Source organism: Ruegeria sp. AH12 (assembly GCF_056541465.1).
The window spans coordinates 197,385-213,439 of the sequence record NZ_JBQFYL010000001.1 but is presented as its reverse complement, the minus strand read 5'-3'; the positions used below and the strand labels follow the sequence as shown (position 1 = coordinate 213,439).

Genomic DNA, 16,055 nt, shown 5'->3' with positions numbered 1-16,055 from the left:
AAACCAGCTATCATTGAATTTCTCGAATGTCGGTCAAAAAACGACAAGCGGGCGGTCGCAATCTTCTGCGACGTCTTTCGACCGTCTCAACAAGATTGCCTCAATCTGAGGGAGGCGCGCTGTGAATCAACACTATCGGGATACCCGTAAAATCGACCCAACTCGTGGCGAAACGCTGGGCGATGGCACACCGAATGACAACGACAGAATCGAGATCGGACCCACCCAGCTGGCCTTTGACGAATGGTCAGCAGCAGGGCTCGCGCTGCCCAATCTGGACCAGATGCGCGCTTTTCGGTGGAAACGCCTAACGCAGGCTATCGTAGATCGCGGTTATGGTGGTTTGCTGATTTTCGATCCGCTGAACATCCGTTACGCGACCGACAGCACCAATATGCAGCTGTGGAACACCCACAACCCGTTCCGTGCGGTCCTGCTGTGTGCCGATGGCTATATGGTGATCTGGGACTACAAGAACTCCCCCTTCCTCTCCACCTTCAACCCTCTGGTCCGCGAACAGCGGTCGGGCGCGGACTTGTTTTACTTTGACCGTGGCGACAAGGTGGATGTGGCCGCCGATGTGTTCTCGAACGAGGTGCGGGTACTGATCGAGGAACATGGCGGCGGCAACAAACGGCTGGCCGTTGATAAAATCATGCTGCACGGGCTGCGCGCGCTTGAGGCACAGGGTTTTGAGATCATGGAAGGCGAAGAGCTGACCGAGAAAACCCGCGCAATCAAAGGACCCGATGAAATCCTGGCCATGCGCTGTGCCAGCCATGCCTGTGAAACCGCCGTGGCCGAGATGGAAGCCTTTGCCCGCGCCAATGTGGGCGATGGGAAGACATCGGAAGATGACATCTGGGCCGTTCTGCATGCCGAAAACATCCGCCGCGGTGGTGAATGGATCGAGACACGCCTGCTGGCGTCGGGCCAACGCACAAACCCCTGGTTTCAGGAATGCGGGCCCCGGATCACCCAGCAAAATGAGATCATTGCTTTCGACACCGACCTCATCGGATCCTACGGGATTTGCGTCGATATTTCACGCACTTGGTGGATCGGCGATCGGAAGCCGCGCGCCGATATGGTCTATGCCATGCAACATGCACATGAGCATATCATGACCAATATGGAGATGCTGAAACCCGGCGTCATGATCCCCGAGTTGACAGCGAATTCGCATCGGCTGGATGATAAGTTTCAGGCCCAGAAATACGGCTGCCTGATGCACGGCGTTGGCCTCTGCGATGAATGGCCACTTGTCGCCTACTCGGACAAGGCGGTTGCAGGGGCTTATGACTATCCGCTGGAACCCGGCATGGTTTTGTGTGTCGAGGCCGCGGTTGGCGAGGTGGGCGGCGATTTCTCGATCAAGCTGGAAGACCAGGTTCTCATAACCGAAGATGGCTACGAAAACCTGACGCGATATCCGTTTGATGCCCAGCTTATGGGGCTGTAGTAACCCGGTTAGTCAGGCCAGGTCGACCGCCGCACATTGCCATGCCAGTCTTCGACGGGCGGGCTGATTGTATCAGAACGCTCATTCTCGCTAAGTGACAAAGACTGGCCCAGTGCGAACCCCAAGACGACGGCTAGAATAAGTGCGACCAGCCGTTCCATGCCAACCCAGGGTGCATTTGGCTTTGCTGTAATATCTACCATGTTTCCCTCCGGCTATGGTTTCGATAGCGGGAAGATGGGTCTTTATGTGAAGTAATTAAAACGAATGTTTGACTGACTATACATCACAAAACGGAATGAATGACTTATCTTCCGGTTTCGATGGCGGACCTCAAACCCGTCGCCAACCTTACGGCAGTCCCTCACCTTACCGTGACGCCTTTGACATATAGGTTGTGGCAGGCCCTGCATGATCGCAATATTGCAAACGCCCCCAATGGAAGGAGCCGAAATGCCTACGGAACGCATCACCTTTGCCGGTCATGATGGCGGCCAACTTGCCGCTCGGCTGGATTTACCCGATGGTCCGGTTCTGGCGACGGCCCTGTTTGCCCATTGCTTCACCTGTTCCAAAGATATCCCTGCCGCGCGCCGGGTCTCAGCCCGATTGGCGGCGATGGGAATCGCAGTGCTGCGGTTCGATTTCACCGGTCTGGGGCATTCCGAGGGCGAGTTTTCCAACACCACTTTCACATCGAATGTCGAAGACCTGATTGCGGCGGCGACCTATCTGGCTGGCCGAAACATGGCCCCAGCCCTGCTGATTGGCCATTCACTAGGGGGAGCCGCTGTGCTGCGCGCCCGCGCGGGTATCCCATCGGTCAAAGCGGTGGTCACGCTGGGGGCCCCTGCTGATCCCAGCCATGTTTCGCACCATTTCGAACAGGCTTTGACCGAGATACAGAAGGAAGGCAGCGCCGAGGTCTCGCTGGGTGGTCGACCGTTCCGCATTGGCAAAGCCTTTGTAGACGACATCGCTGAGACGGCCCTGACACCCTCGGTGGCAGAGTTGAAAGCCGCCCTGTTGATCCTTCATGCACCCCTGGATGAAACCGTCGGTATCGACAACGCCAGCACCATCTTTCTGGCCGCCAAGCATCCCAAAAGCTTTGTGACGCTTGATAACGCCGATCACTTGATCACCCGTGCCGCAGATGCGGAGTATGCGGCGGATGTGATCGCTGCGTGGGTATCGCGATACGTGCCCCTGCGGCCCCCGGCCCCGCCTCCCGGCGCGCCCGAAGGCGTTATTCGCGTGACCGAAGCAGACCCGGATGGGTTTTTGCAGGATATTCAGGCCGGACCGCGCCATCATGCCGTAGCGGATGAACCCGTCTCATATGGCGGCACAGATCGCGGCATGTCGCCTTATGGGTTCGTTTCGTCCGGGCTTGGGGCCTGCACCTCGATGACCATTCGCATGTATGCGCGACGCAAACGGTGGCCCTTGACCGGGATCAGTGTGGATGTCTGTCATGACAAAGTTCATGCACAGGATGCAGGGCTGGCAAACGAAGGCAAAGTGGATCAGTTCAACCGGAAAATCCGATTGCAGGGCCCATTGACCCAGGAACAAAAGGAACGGCTGCTGGAAATTGCCGATAAATGCCCGGTGCACAGAACGCTGGAAGGCTCGGCACTTGTCACGACCATATTGATTGACAACTGATTGGAATAGCTGTCACAAGGCCGCTTTATTAGGCAGTAAGCGGCAGGCGTATGGACAAACAGATCGTTTGCATCAACTGGGGCACGCGCTACGGTGCCCCCTATATCAACCGCCTTTACCGGATGGTCTGCGCGAACACGACGCCGCCCTTTCGGTTTGTCGCCTTTACAGACACGCGCGAAGGGGTCGACCCCGGCGTTGAATGTTTTGACTTGCCCGAAATGCCGGGCTTTATGCCCGAACGCACCATCGGACAATGGCCAAAATCCAGGCTTTGGGCTGCTGAACTGGCCGATATAAAGGGCCCATTTCTGTTCCTGGATCTGGATGTTGCGATCACGGGTTCTTTGGACCCGTTCTTTGAATTTGGTGATCCTCAGGATGTCGTCCTGGCGCGCAACGTAGCCAAGCCTCTAAACCGGCTGGGTCAAACCTCAATCTACCGCATGCCCGTTGGTGCCCTTGCATCGCTTCAGGATGTCTTTGCGGCTGACCCTCAGGGCGTGGCCGACAAATACCGGTTCGAACAGCATTTTGTCACGAAGAATGCTCCAAACGGCGTGAAGTTCTGGCCGACCGGATGGGTGCGTCATTTCCGGATCGAGTGCATTCCAACTTTCCCACTGAACTACTTCAAAGACACGCGCCCACCCAAAGGCACCCGCGTGGTCATCTTTGCCGGGTCGCTGAACCCGCCGGACGCGATCAAAGGGCAGTATAACGACGCGGTTCCACACCTGCCCCCGAAACAGCATATCCTGAGGGCGCTCAGGTCAAAGCACAAACTCCGCGCGATGCGACAGTACTTTCGACCTGCGAACTGGGTGGCCCGGATCTGGGATCAGGCCGAGCGCAACTAGTTTCGACTTGCTTTTGTAGACTTTAAAAAATCTCAAAAAACAAAAAAACCGCGCCGGATCTCTCCGGCGCGGGTCATTCAGATTGAAAATGGCAATCGCGGTTAGCCGCGCGCGTTTCCAACCAGTTTCCAAACCGCAGGGATCAGCAGCGCAGCCAAAGCCAGCTTGATCGCATCCCCTGCCAGGAACGGTGTCAGACCCCATTCAAGGATCGGCTTATCCCAACCATACAGCTGACCCAGCCACAGCAGACCGGGAACATAGATCAGTACGTTGGCCAAAAGCAGTGCGAATGCCAGTTTGCCAACCGACCGGTCCCAACCACGTGCGGCCAAGGCGCCCAGCATGACGGTGGCCAGCAGATAGCCAACCAGATAGCCGCCCGTGCCGCCCATCATGTAGGTCAGGCCAAATTTCTCAGCCGACGAACCGGCAAAAACGTCAAAGCCCAAAGCACCGACCAGCAGATAGCCCATCATGGTGACCAGACCCAGACGCGCGCCATAGGCTGTGCCGATGGTCAGAACGGCAAAGGTACCCATTGTCATCGGGACCGGCCACATTGGCACTTTGATCTTTGCGGCGATGGCCAGAGCGGCGACACCCAAGACAACCAGAGCCACCTGCTTGACGCGCAGCGCCGTTCCTTCGCGTGGGCCAAATGCGTTGGCCAAAACGTTTGCGTTCATCTCATATCTCCACGTTCGGATTTATTTGCACCTGCAGCAATGCCTGTTCCGGGCGTCTGCTGCAAGATGATTACGCTATCGCAGCGTGTATTTGGTCTCCATTTCATAAGATTTTCGCGGTCCAGACACGGACCAACGGACTGTCCAGATTGGCCATCCCGAGAAATCGTAATCTGCATCATAGCTGTCAGGGGGGCAATCATGATGATCGGTCACCGTGGTTTCGCCAAGTTTCAGCGTATGAAAATACCGCCCATCGTCAAAATAAACGGAAATGCGATCCCCATCTGACCGCCATAGATAGCGACGGGTGCCCTTTATCGGTGGCTGACCCGGAACACGCACCGTCACCTCTTCACTATAGATCAGACCGTTGGCATCTGGCACTAGATCAGCGATGCCATCGGCCTGCACAATCTGCCCGGCCTTGTTGTCGCGGATTTTTCGCGTCAGAAGCCAGCTTCCGGCGAAATCCTTCAAATCGCGTGGCAGGATCATTCCGCAAACACGCCATCTGTTGCATTGCCCGCGTCATCAATAAACCGGATCGTCTGACCATTTTGCTGAACGTCGTAACAGGCCCACAAGTCCGACGGCGGCCAGAGCGAACAATAGCGATTATCCCGAACGGCCCACCGACCCGCGCTGGGTCCACCCGAGAAGTACTGCGTCAGCATCGAGCCCTCGAAGGTTTGCCAGACACCGCCGCCATAATCCAGCTTTCGCTCGGTCAATGCCGCCAGTATTTCAGGGCCTGACAGCTCTCTGAACTCGCTTGCTGCCAAAACACCTGGCCAGATCGCTAGAATCAGGGCAAACCGTCTCATATTTGCACTCTCGTCTTGTTCCTGTGGCTGCTCAGGTTTAAACCCCGCGACATCACCCACTGCCCAATCACAATAAGGCGATGCTGCCAATGATTCCACGTTATTCCCGCCCCGATATGGTCGCCATCTGGTCGCCTGAATCCAAATTCCGCATTTGGTACGAGATTGAGGCTCATGCCTGCGACGCCATGGCCGATCTGGGCGTGATCCCGCGTGCGAACGCCGACGCGGTGTGGAAAGCCAAGGACGTGGAATTCGATGTGGCCCGGATTGACGAGATCGAGGCCGTCACCAAGCATGACGTCATCGCCTTCCTGACCCACCTGGCTGAACATGTCGGCAGCGAAGAAGCCCGTTTTGTGCATCAGGGCATGACATCATCGGATGTGCTGGACACCTGCCTGAACGTGCAGCTGACCCGTGCCGCCGATATCCTGATCGCCGATCTCGAAGGCTTGTTAACCGCGTTGAAACGCCGTGCGATCGAGCACAAACATACCGTCCGTATTGGCCGCAGCCACGGTATCCATGCCGAACCGACCACCATGGGACTGACCTTCGCCCGCTTCTACGCCGAGATGGACCGCAACCTGTCCCGCATGCGCGACGCCCGTGCAGAAATCGCCACTGGCGCGATCAGCGGCGCGGTTGGCACTTTTGCCAATATCGATCCGCGTGTCGAAGAACATGTCTGCGACCAGTTGGGACTTGTGCCAGAGCCGATCAGCACACAGGTCATCCCGCGCGACCGTCACGCGGCGTTCTTTGCTACGCTGGGCGTCATCGCCAGCAGTATTGAAAACATCGCCATCGAAATTCGCCACATGCAGCGGACCGAAGTTCTGGAAGGCGCCGAATTCTTCTCGATGGGTCAGAAAGGCTCCTCGGCCATGCCGCACAAGAAAAACCCGGTTCTGACCGAGAACCTGACCGGTCTGGCACGTATGGTGCGCGCGGCTGTGATCCCGGCGATGGAAAACGTGGCGCTGTGGCATGAACGCGATATCTCGCATTCCTCGGTCGAGCGCATGATCGGCCCCGATGCCACAATCACTCTGGATTTTGCGCTGGCCCGTCTGACCGGCGTGATCGACAAAATGCTGATCTTCCCCGAAAACATGCTGGAAAACATGAACAAATTCCCCGGCCTTGTGATGAGTCAGCGGGTTCTTCTGGCGCTGACCCAAGCCGGGGTCAGCCGCGAAGATGCCTATGCCATGGTTCAACGCAACGCGCTGAAAGTCTGGGAACACCGGACCGACTTCAAAGAAGAACTGCTGGCGGACGCCGATGTCACCGCTGCGCTGAGCGCCGAGGAAATCGAAGAGAAGTTCGACCTCGGCTATCACACCAAACATGTCGATACGATTTTCGAGCGAGTGTTTGGCGAATAAGCGCCTGCGATAACTCAGAAAAAGCCCGGCTAGCCTGATGCTGGCCGAGCTTTTTGATGAATCCACGGGAATCGGGTAGTCTGGTGGCGATACTTCCGCGAAGAGGACAGATCATGATCAGAACCGTATTTTGCTCAATCGCACTTGTTTGCATGGCCTCAGCCAGCCTGGCCTGTAGCGGCCATAGCAAGCAAACCCAATCCTGTATCGAAGGGACAACCTGGGATCAGGAAACCCAAAGCTGCCTGAAAATCATCAGCAGCTGAAAAATTTCTTTCCTGTTTGTGAATAAACGCGACCGATCCGGTGTTAGCTTTTTGGAAGATCACACTATGATTTCAAAAAAGCAGACCTGAGAACGGAGTCGAATAATGCGCCTTGTCCTAGCATCCGCAATCGCGTTTCAAGCCTTTGCCTTTGCCCCCGCCGTCCACGCCGCCGGCGGCGATAGCAATCCGCCCAAACCCACGAACACCACGAAAAAATGCCTGTTCGGCCGGGTGTATGACGAAGCGGCCGGTAGATGCGTAAAGCCGGACAAGAACAAGTTCTCGGATGATCAGCTTTATGACGCGGTTCGTGAGCTGGCCTATGACGGCCAGTACAAAAACGCTCAGGGTATTCTGCGCATTATGGATCAGGCCGATGACCGTGTGCAGACCTATTGGGGCTTCACCTACCGCAAGATGGGTGAGCTTGAGCTGGCGAACCTGTTCTATGAAAAGGCCATCGCGGCCAACCCCGATAATATTCTGGCCCGCAGCTATATGGGTCAGGGGTTCGTAGCCGAAGGCAAAACCGATCTGGCCATTGAGCAGTGGCGCGAGATCAAGGCCCGCGGCGGAGAAGGTACCTGGGCCGAAGCCTCGTTGCGCGAGGCGATCCAGACCGGGCTGACATACAGCTATTAAGACCTTTGAACAGCGGCACATCGCCAGCTTTCCGGATATGCAAAAAGCATCAGCCGGGGCTGGCGGTGGGTTTGTTTTAGTGCATTGGGCTTCAGCCTTTCTTTACCCAACTCTCTTTATGCTGACTGCGGAACTGAATTTGGCTCGGCAGGCACATGCAGGATACAAACGCACTGATAAAAATGGCTCCGGGGGCGACGCCACCCGCGGGCACTGAAAGCAGCGCTGCCAAGATCGTCCCCAGATCGCTGAGCAGTTTGCAAAAAGCCGCCGTTGTCGTGCGGCTACTGCTAAACGAAGGCGCGGATATCCCGCTAGAGGAGCTGCCAGACGATCTGCAGGAACGGCTTACGCATCAGCTTGGCCAGATGGGGTTGGTGGATCGGGTCACACTGGATTCCGTGGCGCAAGAGTTTGGGGATGCGCTTGATAATATCGGACTGTCCTTTCCCCATGGGCTGGCCGGCGCGTTGGATGCAATTAACGGCAAGATTGCCCCTGCGACGGCTGCACGCTTGCGCAAGGTTGCCGGTGTTCGCCAGATTGGGGACCCTTGGCAGCGTTTGCGGGAAATCCCGACCGAAGAACTGGCAGACTTGGCGCAAGCCGAGAGCACCGAGGTAGCCGCTGTCATGCTGTCAAAGCTTGATACGGCGCAGGCCGCGCAGCTTTTGGGGCACCTGCCCGGCCCGGTCGCGCGCCGCATCACCTACGCGATATCAAAAACCGCCAGCGTCACACCCGAAGCGGTGGAGCGTATCGGCTGGTCACTGGCCTCACAATTAGATCAACGTCCGGCCCAAGCGTTCAGCGATGGCCCGGGCGCGCGTGTCGGGGCAATCCTGAACCAATCCGCTGCTGCAACCCGCGACGGTTTACTGGATGCGCTGGATGCCGAAGATGCCGATTTCGCCAGCGTTGTTCGCCAATCCATCTTTACCTTTGCGCATATCCAGACCCGTATTCAGGCACGCGATATCCCAGCGGTCTTGCGCGAGGTTGAACAACCGGTTCTGATCACCGCCTTGGCAGGCGCTGCTGCAGATGATGACAAGGCATCGGTTGAGTTTCTGTTGTCGAACATCTCCGCCCGCATGGCCGATAACCTGCGCGAAGAAATGGCCGAGCGCGGCCGCGTCAAACAGGCTGAGGCCGAAGACGCAATGACTCAAATCGTTGGAGCTGTGCGCGGGCTGGTTGATGCAGGCACGATCGTTCTGGTCGAACCCGAGGAAGAAGAAGAAGATTAGATCCTTCGCTTGCTGCTTCTCAGGGTCAAACCAACTTGTCTGGCGTCAACCGTGCTTGAACGCTTGAGATTGCAGGTCCTGACATATATGTCTGATCCCAAAATGCGCAAAACGCGGTGAGACGCTTTCATGCCCGTCGAAAAGTCAAGGCTCAGCCGAAGTGAGCTTGCAAAATACTATGTCGCCAATCTGTTCCTGAAAGGGGTCATCGGCACCATGCGCTTACTGCCTTACGAGCGGCGCATCGCCACAATGGGCGCAATCGTCCGCGGCCTTGCGCCCATTGTCGGCTTTCGCCGACGGGTTCTGCGCAACCTGAACCTTACTTGTCCCGAACTTTCAGACGCCGAGGCGAGAAAGATCAGCAGCAATGTCTCTGACAATGCAGGGCGTGCGATCATGGAGCATTTTTCGCCCGAAGGGTTCATCGAACGTCAGAAACACGCAAAAATAAGCGGGCCCGGTATCGAAGCCTTTGACGCAGCGATTGCCGAAGGTCGCCCGGTCATGATGATAACAGCGCATTTCGGGCACTATCTGGCTGCACGCGTTGCATTGCAGTATCGCAGCGACAAACCGATCGGCTGCCTGTATCGCCGCATGGCGAACCCCTATTTTAACGATGCCTATGTCGAAGCCTTCTATAAATCGGGCTCGCCGATGTTCGAACAGGGCCGGCGCGGCATGGTGGAAATGGTCAGGTCCCTCAAGAATGGCGGTATCATCGCCATCGTCTCGGACCTGCATTCACAGGGTGGCGAACAGCTGCAGTTTTTCGGCAAACCGGCGATCACATCGGTCCTGAATGCTGAACTGGCGATAAAATACAAAGCAGTCTTGATCCCGTGCTACGCGGTTCGTCAACCCAACGGGCTGGATTTTGAGATCATCCTGCACGACCCCGTTCCGCACACGACTCCGCAAGACATGACGCAGTTCACCAACAATGATCTGGAGCAGATGGTTCGCCAGCATATGGGCCAGTGGTTTTGGATTCACCGCCGCTGGAAACACTGGAATGGTCTGGGCGTCAGCCCTGAGGAAATGCCCTGATCATTTCACATTGGCGGCGGCGACAATGGGTCCGTGTCCGACTTGTTGCACCAAAACGACGGCAGGGAATTCGGAGTTCAGAGGGGTCTCGAAACTCTGCGGCGCGGTGCCATCCCATTGACCTGCGATCTGCCAGTTTTCAACAACGTTGGCATAGTCCAGGTCATGCCCGGCCAACTCACCCCGACGGATCGAGGCATGCCGCATCGGAGAATACTGAACCACCCGCACATCATAGACTTGCCCATAGGGCAATGCGACTGGGGTAACATCGACCAATATTGCATCCCCATCACGCCGGGCCTGAACCGAAGCCTGGGGCGTATTCGCCAAATGCGCCTCGATCAGCTGGTTCAACTCGGCTGCTTTGGCACCGACCACATCCTCTTGTCCGTTGATCACCATCTGAGGCGTATAGATCATCGACCGCCCGCCCTGACGCGCATAGGCTCGCTGTCGCAACGTATGATCAGGATCTGCATATTCATCTTTCCAGCCGATATAGTCCCAGTAGTCCACATGCAGCGCCAGACCGATCACATCGTCGCGTTTCGCGAGTTGGTGCATGATCCGGTCGGCTGGCGGGCAAGACGAACACCCCTGCGAGGTAAACAGCTCAATGACAACCGGGTCTTCTTCGGCCGCAGCATGGGTCGCGAGCAGAAGGGCAAGAACGGTTGTGACGACAGTGGCTTTAAACATCGGTAGGCCTTGGCTGGTTGGGCTGCTCAGAAGGTTTAGCTGCTTTGACGTTCAACCTCCAATCAAGGTTTCTTGAAACGCAGTAAGAATACACTTAGATTGCTGTGTACAATGGTATACAAAAATCAAATCAAAAGCGCTGATCACCCTTGAACCGACAGTGCTGGTGATGCAGATAAAGTGTAGCGACCCCATAATCCAAGTCATTTGAGAGGGAGGCCAACAGATGCCCATCAAAGTCGGACAGGACACCGCCAAGACCCGCCGCAGCCTGAGCGTGAATGGTAAATCCATTTCCTACTATTCGATCCCTGCGGCGCAAGAGGCCGGTCTCGGCGATTTCTCGAACCTGCCCGCCGCGTTGAAAGTGGTGCTCGAAAACATGCTGCGGTTCGAGGATGAGGGTTTCTCGGTCTCGGTCGATGACATCAAGGCCTTTGCCGAATGGGGTGCGAATGGGGGTAAAAACCCACGAGAGATCGCTTATCGCCCTGCCCGCGTTCTGATGCAGGATTTCACCGGTGTTCCGGCGGTCGTCGACCTCGCCGCGATGCGCGACGGGATCAAAGGCCTGGGGGGCGACGCGCAGAAGATCAACCCGTTGAACCCGGTTGATCTGGTCATCGACCACTCGGTCATGATCGACGAGTTCGGCAACCCACGCGCCTTTCAGATGAACGTGGACCGCGAGTATGAACGCAACATGGAACGTTACCAGTTCCTGAAATGGGGTCAGACCGCGTTCAACAACTTCCGCGTTGTGCCCCCCGGTACTGGCATTTGCCACCAGGTGAACCTAGAATATCTGGCCCAGACTGTCTGGACCGATACCGATCAAAATGGGGAAGAGGTCGCCTACCCCGACACGCTGGTCGGCACCGACAGCCACACCACCATGGTCAACGGCATGGCCGTTCTGGGCTGGGGCGTCGGCGGGATCGAGGCCGAGGCCGCGATGCTGGGTCAACCGATCTCGATGCTGATCCCCGAAGTCGTGGGCTTTGAACTGACCGGTGCGATGGTCGAAGGCACCACCGGCACCGATCTGGTTCTGAAGGTCGTCGAGATGCTGCGCGAGAAAGGCGTTGTCGGCAAATTCGTTGAATTCTACGGTGAAGGTCTGGACCATCTGCCGCTGGCAGATCGGGCGACCATAGCCAATATGGCACCTGAATACGGTGCGACCTGTGGCTTCTTCCCCATCGACGGAGAGACCCTGCGCTATATGCGGAATACAGGCCGCGACGAAGACCGCATTGCGCTGGTCGAAGCCTATGCCAAGGAAAACGGGTTCTGGCGCGGTTCGGATTACGCCCCGATCTACACCGATACATTGACGCTGGATATGGGCACCATCGTACCTGCGATTTCCGGCCCAAAACGTCCGCAGGACTATGTTGCGCTGACGGATGCCAAGGCCGCCTTCACAAAGGAAATGTCTGAGACGTTCAAACGCCCTATGGGCAAGGAAGTCGCCGTCAAAGGTGAAGACTACACGATGGAATCGGGCAAGGTCGTGATCGCCTCGATCACCTCCTGCACCAATACGTCGAACCCATATGTTATGATTGGTGCGGGTCTGGTGGCGCGTAAGGCAGCGGCTCTGGGTCTGGATCGCAAACCTTGGGTCAAGACCTCACTGGCGCCGGGATCGCAGGTTGTGTCGGCCTATCTTGAGGCTGCTGGTTTGCAGGATGATCTGGACAAGATCGGCTTTAACCTTGTGGGCTATGGCTGCACCACCTGTATCGGGAACTCGGGTCCAATTCAGAAGGAAATCAGCGACGCCATTGCCGAAGGTGATCTGGTCGCAACATCGGTTCTGTCGGGCAACCGCAACTTTGAGGGCCGCATCTCGCCTGATGTACGTGCCAACTATCTGGCCTCGCCGCCGCTGGTCGTGGTCTATGCGTTGGCCGGCACACTGGATATCGACCTGACTTCGGACCCCATTGGTCAGGACAAGGATGGCAACGATGTCTACATGAAAGACCTTTGGCCTAGCCAAGCCGAGATTGCGGAACTGGTTCAGGCGACCGTGACCCGCGACGCGTTCCAGTCGAAATATGCGGACGTCTTCAAGGGCGACGAGAAATGGCAGAGCGTCGAGGTTCCGCAACAGGAAACCTATGACTGGCCGCCGACCTCGACCTACATCCAGAACCCGCCCTATTTCCAGGGTATGGGGGCTGAACCGGGCACCATCTCGAATATCGATGGGGCCAAGGTTCTGCTGATCCTGGGGGACATGATCACCACCGATCATATCTCGCCCGCCGGATCGTTCGCGACCACCACCCCTGCCGGGAAGTATCTGATCGAACGGCAGGTGCAACCGCGCGAGTTCAACTCGTATGGATCACGCCGCGGCAATCACGAGATCATGATGCGCGGTACTTTTGCCAATATCCGCGTCAAGAACGAGATGCTGGATGGCGTTGAAGGCGGGTACACGAAAGGGCCTGATGGCCAACAGACTTCGGTCTATGAGGCGTCGATGGCCTATCAGGAACAGGGCACGCCCTTGGTGGTGTTTGGTGGTGAGCAGTACGGAGCGGGCTCATCCCGCGACTGGGCGGCCAAAGGGACCGCCTTGTTGGGTGTGAAGGCCGTGATCGCCGAAAGCTTTGAGCGCATCCATCGGTCAAATCTTGTTGGCATGGGTGTTATTCCGCTGGAATTCACGGGCGGCGACACGCGTAAGACGCTGGGCTTGAAAGGCGATGAGACCGTGTCGATCCATGGGTTGGATACGGTCGAGCCGCTGCAAGAGGTACCCTGTACTATCACCTATGGCGATGGGTCCGAGAAGAGCATCACCCTGAAATGCCGGATCGATACCGCGCCCGAGATTGAATACATCGAAAATGGCGGTGTGTTGCATTATGTATTGCGAAATCTGGCCAAGGCTGGCTGAAGCCGCTTTGTTCGTGGCCGTAAAAGGACGCCTACGGGCGTCCTTTTGCATTTATTAGCGAGGCTCTGCCTCGCGCTCCGAGGTATTTATGAACAGAAGAAGTTGAATATCGCCCATAATCCGGGTCTGGTCAGCGCAAGGAGGCTGGTATGGATAAAGTGGCATTGATAACAGGCGGCGCGCGCGGAATTGGGCGCGCAATTGTCGACGAATTGCGCGGCGACCACCATGTGGCGTTCACTTGGTTGACGAGCGAACCTGAGGAGAAAAGCGAGTGTCTGGCCTTGCGATCTGACCTGACAGCAGAGGGGCAGCCAGAGGCGGTTATTCAGCAGGTCATAGAAAAGTTTGGACGTCTCGATCTGATCGTGAACAATGCCGGGGCGGTTACGATGACCCCGAAAGACGTGTTCGATAAGGATGATCACCTCTCCATATTGGACCTGAACCTGCTGGTGCCCGCCGCGTTGCTGACCGCAGCTTTGCCGCATCTGAAACCGGGCGCCGCGATTGTCAGCATCTCTTCGATGAATGCCGTTCTGCCGCCCAAGGATGCGGTGACCTATGGGGCCAGCAAGGCCGCACTGAACTTGTGGACGCGTGGTATGGCCAAAGAGTTGGGCCCCAAGGGTATTCGTGTGAATGCCGTGGCCCCTGGCGCGATCAACATCCCCGAGGCGCCGCGCCCGCATGACCTGACCGCCTTATTCGTCAAGGATACCGCTGTTGGACGCGTAGGCCGGCCAGAAGATATTGCAAAGGCTGTTCGGTTTTTGGCCTCGGATGATGCCAGTTTCATTACGGGTGAAGTTCTGGGCGTTACCGGCGGGTATCGGTTATGAGCCGCCTGCCGCCTGTTCCAGAGCAGGCCGGATCGTGCTTTCGATGACACGCCGCGTAATCGGCCCAGCGAAGCGTAGGATCACGGTACCATCGCCATCAATCACATATGTCTCTGGCACGCCGTAGAGGCCCCAATCCAGAGCCATACGCCCCTGCTCGTCTCGGCCTATGCCTGAATAGGGATCGCCCAGTTCTTGCAGAAAGCTTTCGGCATTATCCAACTGATCTTTGTAGTTGATGCCGTAGACGGGGATGCCTTCGGCAGACAGCGCTTCGAGGTTGGGATGCTCGGCCCGGCAGGGGGCGCACCAGCTGGCCCAATAATTGACCAGCTTAACCTTGCCATCCCTTAGCGTTTCATCGTTGAACAAGGTTTTGCCGGGAAACTCGGTCAGGACGACAGGTGGTGCAGGCTGTCCTTGCCGCGCAGAAGGTAGCGCGTCAGGATCCTCACGGAACATGCCAATCCCGGCAAGAACCGCAAATGCGCCGAAGATCAGGGGTGGCGCGATCATAAGGGGCGAAATCTTAGCCATTGCGCGTCACTCTTTGTTCAACCTTTTCCATCTCGGTCCGTACTTTGCGGCCCCGCATCACGCTGATCGCAACCAGTGCCAGCAGCAAGCCGATTGAAACGGCATAGGACCACAGAACAGCATCTGCATATTTTCCAAGATCGGGGATCATCCGCCCACCCTTTCGCGTGCCAGCAGGGCCTTGACGCGCCGCGCGCGGATTTCGGTGCCTGTGCGGTACAGAACCAGCGCGACGAACAGCAAAACAAAACCGATGATGCAGACCAAAAGCGGGTAGAAGAAGATGTTGCTCACCTTCTCTTCGGTATCAGTACCTGTGATGGCTCCGGCCCGCATAACGGATGCGCCCTGATGCAGGCCTTGGTTCCAGAAATTCACTGCATAGCGGCTGAGGATGGCAAAGACCGAGCCCACCAGACACAAGACCGAGGTCAGGTCGGCCGCCGTATCAGGGTCTTCTATGGCTTCCCAGAGCGCTACATAGCCAAGGTAGAACAGAAACAGGATCAGGAATGAGGTCAAGCGCGGATCCCACGCCCACCAGGTGCCCCACATGGGCTGGCCCCAGATGGCTCCGGTTGCCAATGCAATCAGAGTCATGACAATGCCCACCGGGGCTGCCGCCCGGGCAGCCAGGGCGCTGACGTGATGGCGGCGCACCAGCCAGATCAACGAGGTCACCAGCATCATCAGCCAGCAGTTGATGGCCATCAATGCCGCAGGAACATGCAGATAGATGATCTTGACGGTCGATCCTTGTTTGTAGTCGTCCGGCGTGAAGAAAAAGCCCCAGACAAGCCCGACCATCAGACATAATGCCGATGTCATCCAGAAGAACGGCAAGATGCGTTCGCTGGTGGCAAGAAACTTGCGCGGATTGGCATATTCCCAAAGGGCGTTGGCTCTGGCTGCGATTGTCATGGCTGATATCTAGTCTGAA

General features: G+C 56.9%; 17 protein-coding genes. 9 read left to right on the top strand and 8 right to left on the bottom strand.

All coding sequences use genetic code 11. The features are described from left to right. Window positions 1-121: 121 nt before the first annotated feature. A complete protein-coding gene (dddP, locus tag ACR0EL_RS01115; RefSeq protein ID WP_480497489.1) occupies window positions 122-1,462 on the top strand; it encodes a dimethylsulfonioproprionate lyase DddP in 1,341 nt (446 codons plus the stop codon). 8 nt (window positions 1,463-1,470) lie between these two features. Here dddP and ACR0EL_RS01110 read toward each other — a convergent pair whose 3' ends face one another. After that, window positions 1,471-1,665 carry a hypothetical protein gene (locus tag ACR0EL_RS01110; RefSeq protein WP_480497486.1) on the bottom strand — a complete coding sequence of 65 codons (195 nt, stop codon included), beginning with the start codon at window positions 1,663-1,665 and terminating at the stop codon, window positions 1,471-1,473. A 250-nt stretch (window positions 1,666-1,915) separates the two neighbouring features. Here ACR0EL_RS01110 and ACR0EL_RS01105 point away from each other — a divergent pair, with 250 nt between their 5' ends. Together ACR0EL_RS01105 and ACR0EL_RS01100 are read left to right on the top strand one after the other, a co-directional pair. Further along, a complete protein-coding gene (locus tag ACR0EL_RS01105; RefSeq protein WP_480497484.1) occupies window positions 1,916-3,133 on the top strand; it encodes a bifunctional alpha/beta hydrolase/OsmC family protein in 1,218 nt (405 codons plus the stop codon). A gap of 50 nt (window positions 3,134-3,183) precedes the next feature. Further along, the gene (locus tag ACR0EL_RS01100) at window positions 3,184-3,993 is read left to right on the top strand and encodes a glycosyl transferase (RefSeq protein ID WP_480497482.1); all 810 of its coding nucleotides are present in this window, start codon (window positions 3,184-3,186) and stop codon (window positions 3,991-3,993) included. A 101-nt stretch (window positions 3,994-4,094) separates the two neighbouring features. Here the strand turns inward: ACR0EL_RS01100 and ACR0EL_RS01095 are convergent, their stop codons facing one another. The 3 genes from ACR0EL_RS01095 to ACR0EL_RS01085 all read right to left on the bottom strand — a co-directional run bounded on the left by ACR0EL_RS01095 (window position 4,095) and on the right by ACR0EL_RS01085 (window position 5,509). After that, window positions 4,095-4,682: a biotin transporter BioY gene (locus ACR0EL_RS01095; RefSeq protein ID WP_480497481.1), complete on the bottom strand. Its 588-nt coding sequence runs from the start codon at window positions 4,680-4,682 to the stop codon at window positions 4,095-4,097. Between the two features lie 75 nt (window positions 4,683-4,757). Continuing rightward, the gene (locus ACR0EL_RS01090; RefSeq protein ID WP_480497479.1) at window positions 4,758-5,180 is read right to left on the bottom strand and encodes a DUF6314 family protein; all 423 of its coding nucleotides are present in this window, start codon (window positions 5,178-5,180) and stop codon (window positions 4,758-4,760) included. Beyond that, window positions 5,177-5,509: a hypothetical protein gene (locus ACR0EL_RS01085; RefSeq protein ID WP_480497477.1), complete on the bottom strand. Its 333-nt coding sequence runs from the start codon at window positions 5,507-5,509 to the stop codon at window positions 5,177-5,179. The genes ACR0EL_RS01090 and ACR0EL_RS01085 overlap by 4 nt, the downstream gene beginning before the upstream one ends. 89 nt (window positions 5,510-5,598) lie before the next feature. Between ACR0EL_RS01085 and purB the strand changes: the two genes are divergently transcribed. From purB to ACR0EL_RS01065, 4 genes are all read left to right on the top strand, one after another. Then, complete coding sequence (gene purB / locus ACR0EL_RS01080; RefSeq protein WP_480497476.1) at window positions 5,599-6,903, top strand: adenylosuccinate lyase; 1,305 nt, start codon at window positions 5,599-5,601, stop codon at window positions 6,901-6,903. A 371-nt stretch (window positions 6,904-7,274) separates the two neighbouring features. After that, window positions 7,275-7,814 carry a tetratricopeptide repeat protein gene (locus ACR0EL_RS01075; RefSeq protein ID WP_353006402.1) on the top strand — a complete coding sequence of 180 codons (540 nt, stop codon included), beginning with the start codon at window positions 7,275-7,277 and terminating at the stop codon, window positions 7,812-7,814. A gap of 182 nt (window positions 7,815-7,996) precedes the next feature. After that, entirely contained in the window at window positions 7,997-9,064 is a 1,068-nt protein-coding gene (locus ACR0EL_RS01070; protein ID WP_480498397.1) for a flagellar motor switch protein FliG, read from the top strand. Window positions 9,065-9,193: 129 nt separating this feature from the next. Continuing rightward, a complete protein-coding gene (locus ACR0EL_RS01065; RefSeq protein ID WP_480497474.1) occupies window positions 9,194-10,117 on the top strand; it encodes a lysophospholipid acyltransferase family protein in 924 nt (307 codons plus the stop codon). Here the strand turns inward: ACR0EL_RS01065 and ACR0EL_RS01060 are convergent, their stop codons facing one another. Further along, window positions 10,118-10,819: a DUF1223 domain-containing protein gene (locus ACR0EL_RS01060; protein ID WP_480497472.1), complete on the bottom strand. Its 702-nt coding sequence runs from the start codon at window positions 10,817-10,819 to the stop codon at window positions 10,118-10,120. It abuts the gene before it with no gap. A 226-nt stretch (window positions 10,820-11,045) separates the two neighbouring features. Between ACR0EL_RS01060 and acnA the strand changes: the two genes are divergently transcribed. Next, on the top strand, window positions 11,046-13,736 hold the full coding sequence (gene acnA, locus ACR0EL_RS01055; protein ID WP_480497470.1) for an aconitate hydratase AcnA: 2,691 nt from the start codon (window positions 11,046-11,048) through the stop codon (window positions 13,734-13,736). Between the two features lie 149 nt (window positions 13,737-13,885). Beyond that, entirely contained in the window at window positions 13,886-14,578 is a 693-nt protein-coding gene (locus ACR0EL_RS01050; RefSeq protein WP_480497468.1) for an SDR family NAD(P)-dependent oxidoreductase, read from the top strand. Here ACR0EL_RS01050 and ACR0EL_RS01045 read toward each other — a convergent pair. From ACR0EL_RS01045 to ACR0EL_RS01035, 3 genes are read right to left on the bottom strand one after another with little or no spacing between them, the layout of a single operon-like run. Beyond that, complete coding sequence (locus ACR0EL_RS01045; protein WP_480497466.1) at window positions 14,573-15,115, bottom strand: DsbE family thiol:disulfide interchange protein; 543 nt, start codon at window positions 15,113-15,115, stop codon at window positions 14,573-14,575. The genes ACR0EL_RS01050 and ACR0EL_RS01045 overlap by 6 nt on opposite strands. After that, a complete protein-coding gene (gene ccmD, locus ACR0EL_RS01040; RefSeq protein ID WP_480497463.1) occupies window positions 15,108-15,266 on the bottom strand; it encodes a heme exporter protein CcmD in 159 nt (52 codons plus the stop codon). Before ccmD ends, ACR0EL_RS01045 begins: the two co-directional genes overlap by 8 nt. Further along, a complete protein-coding gene (locus ACR0EL_RS01035; RefSeq protein WP_480497461.1) occupies window positions 15,263-16,036 on the bottom strand; it encodes a heme ABC transporter permease in 774 nt (257 codons plus the stop codon). The genes ccmD and ACR0EL_RS01035 overlap by 4 nt, the downstream gene beginning before the upstream one ends. Between the last annotated feature and the right edge of the window lie 19 nt (window positions 16,037-16,055).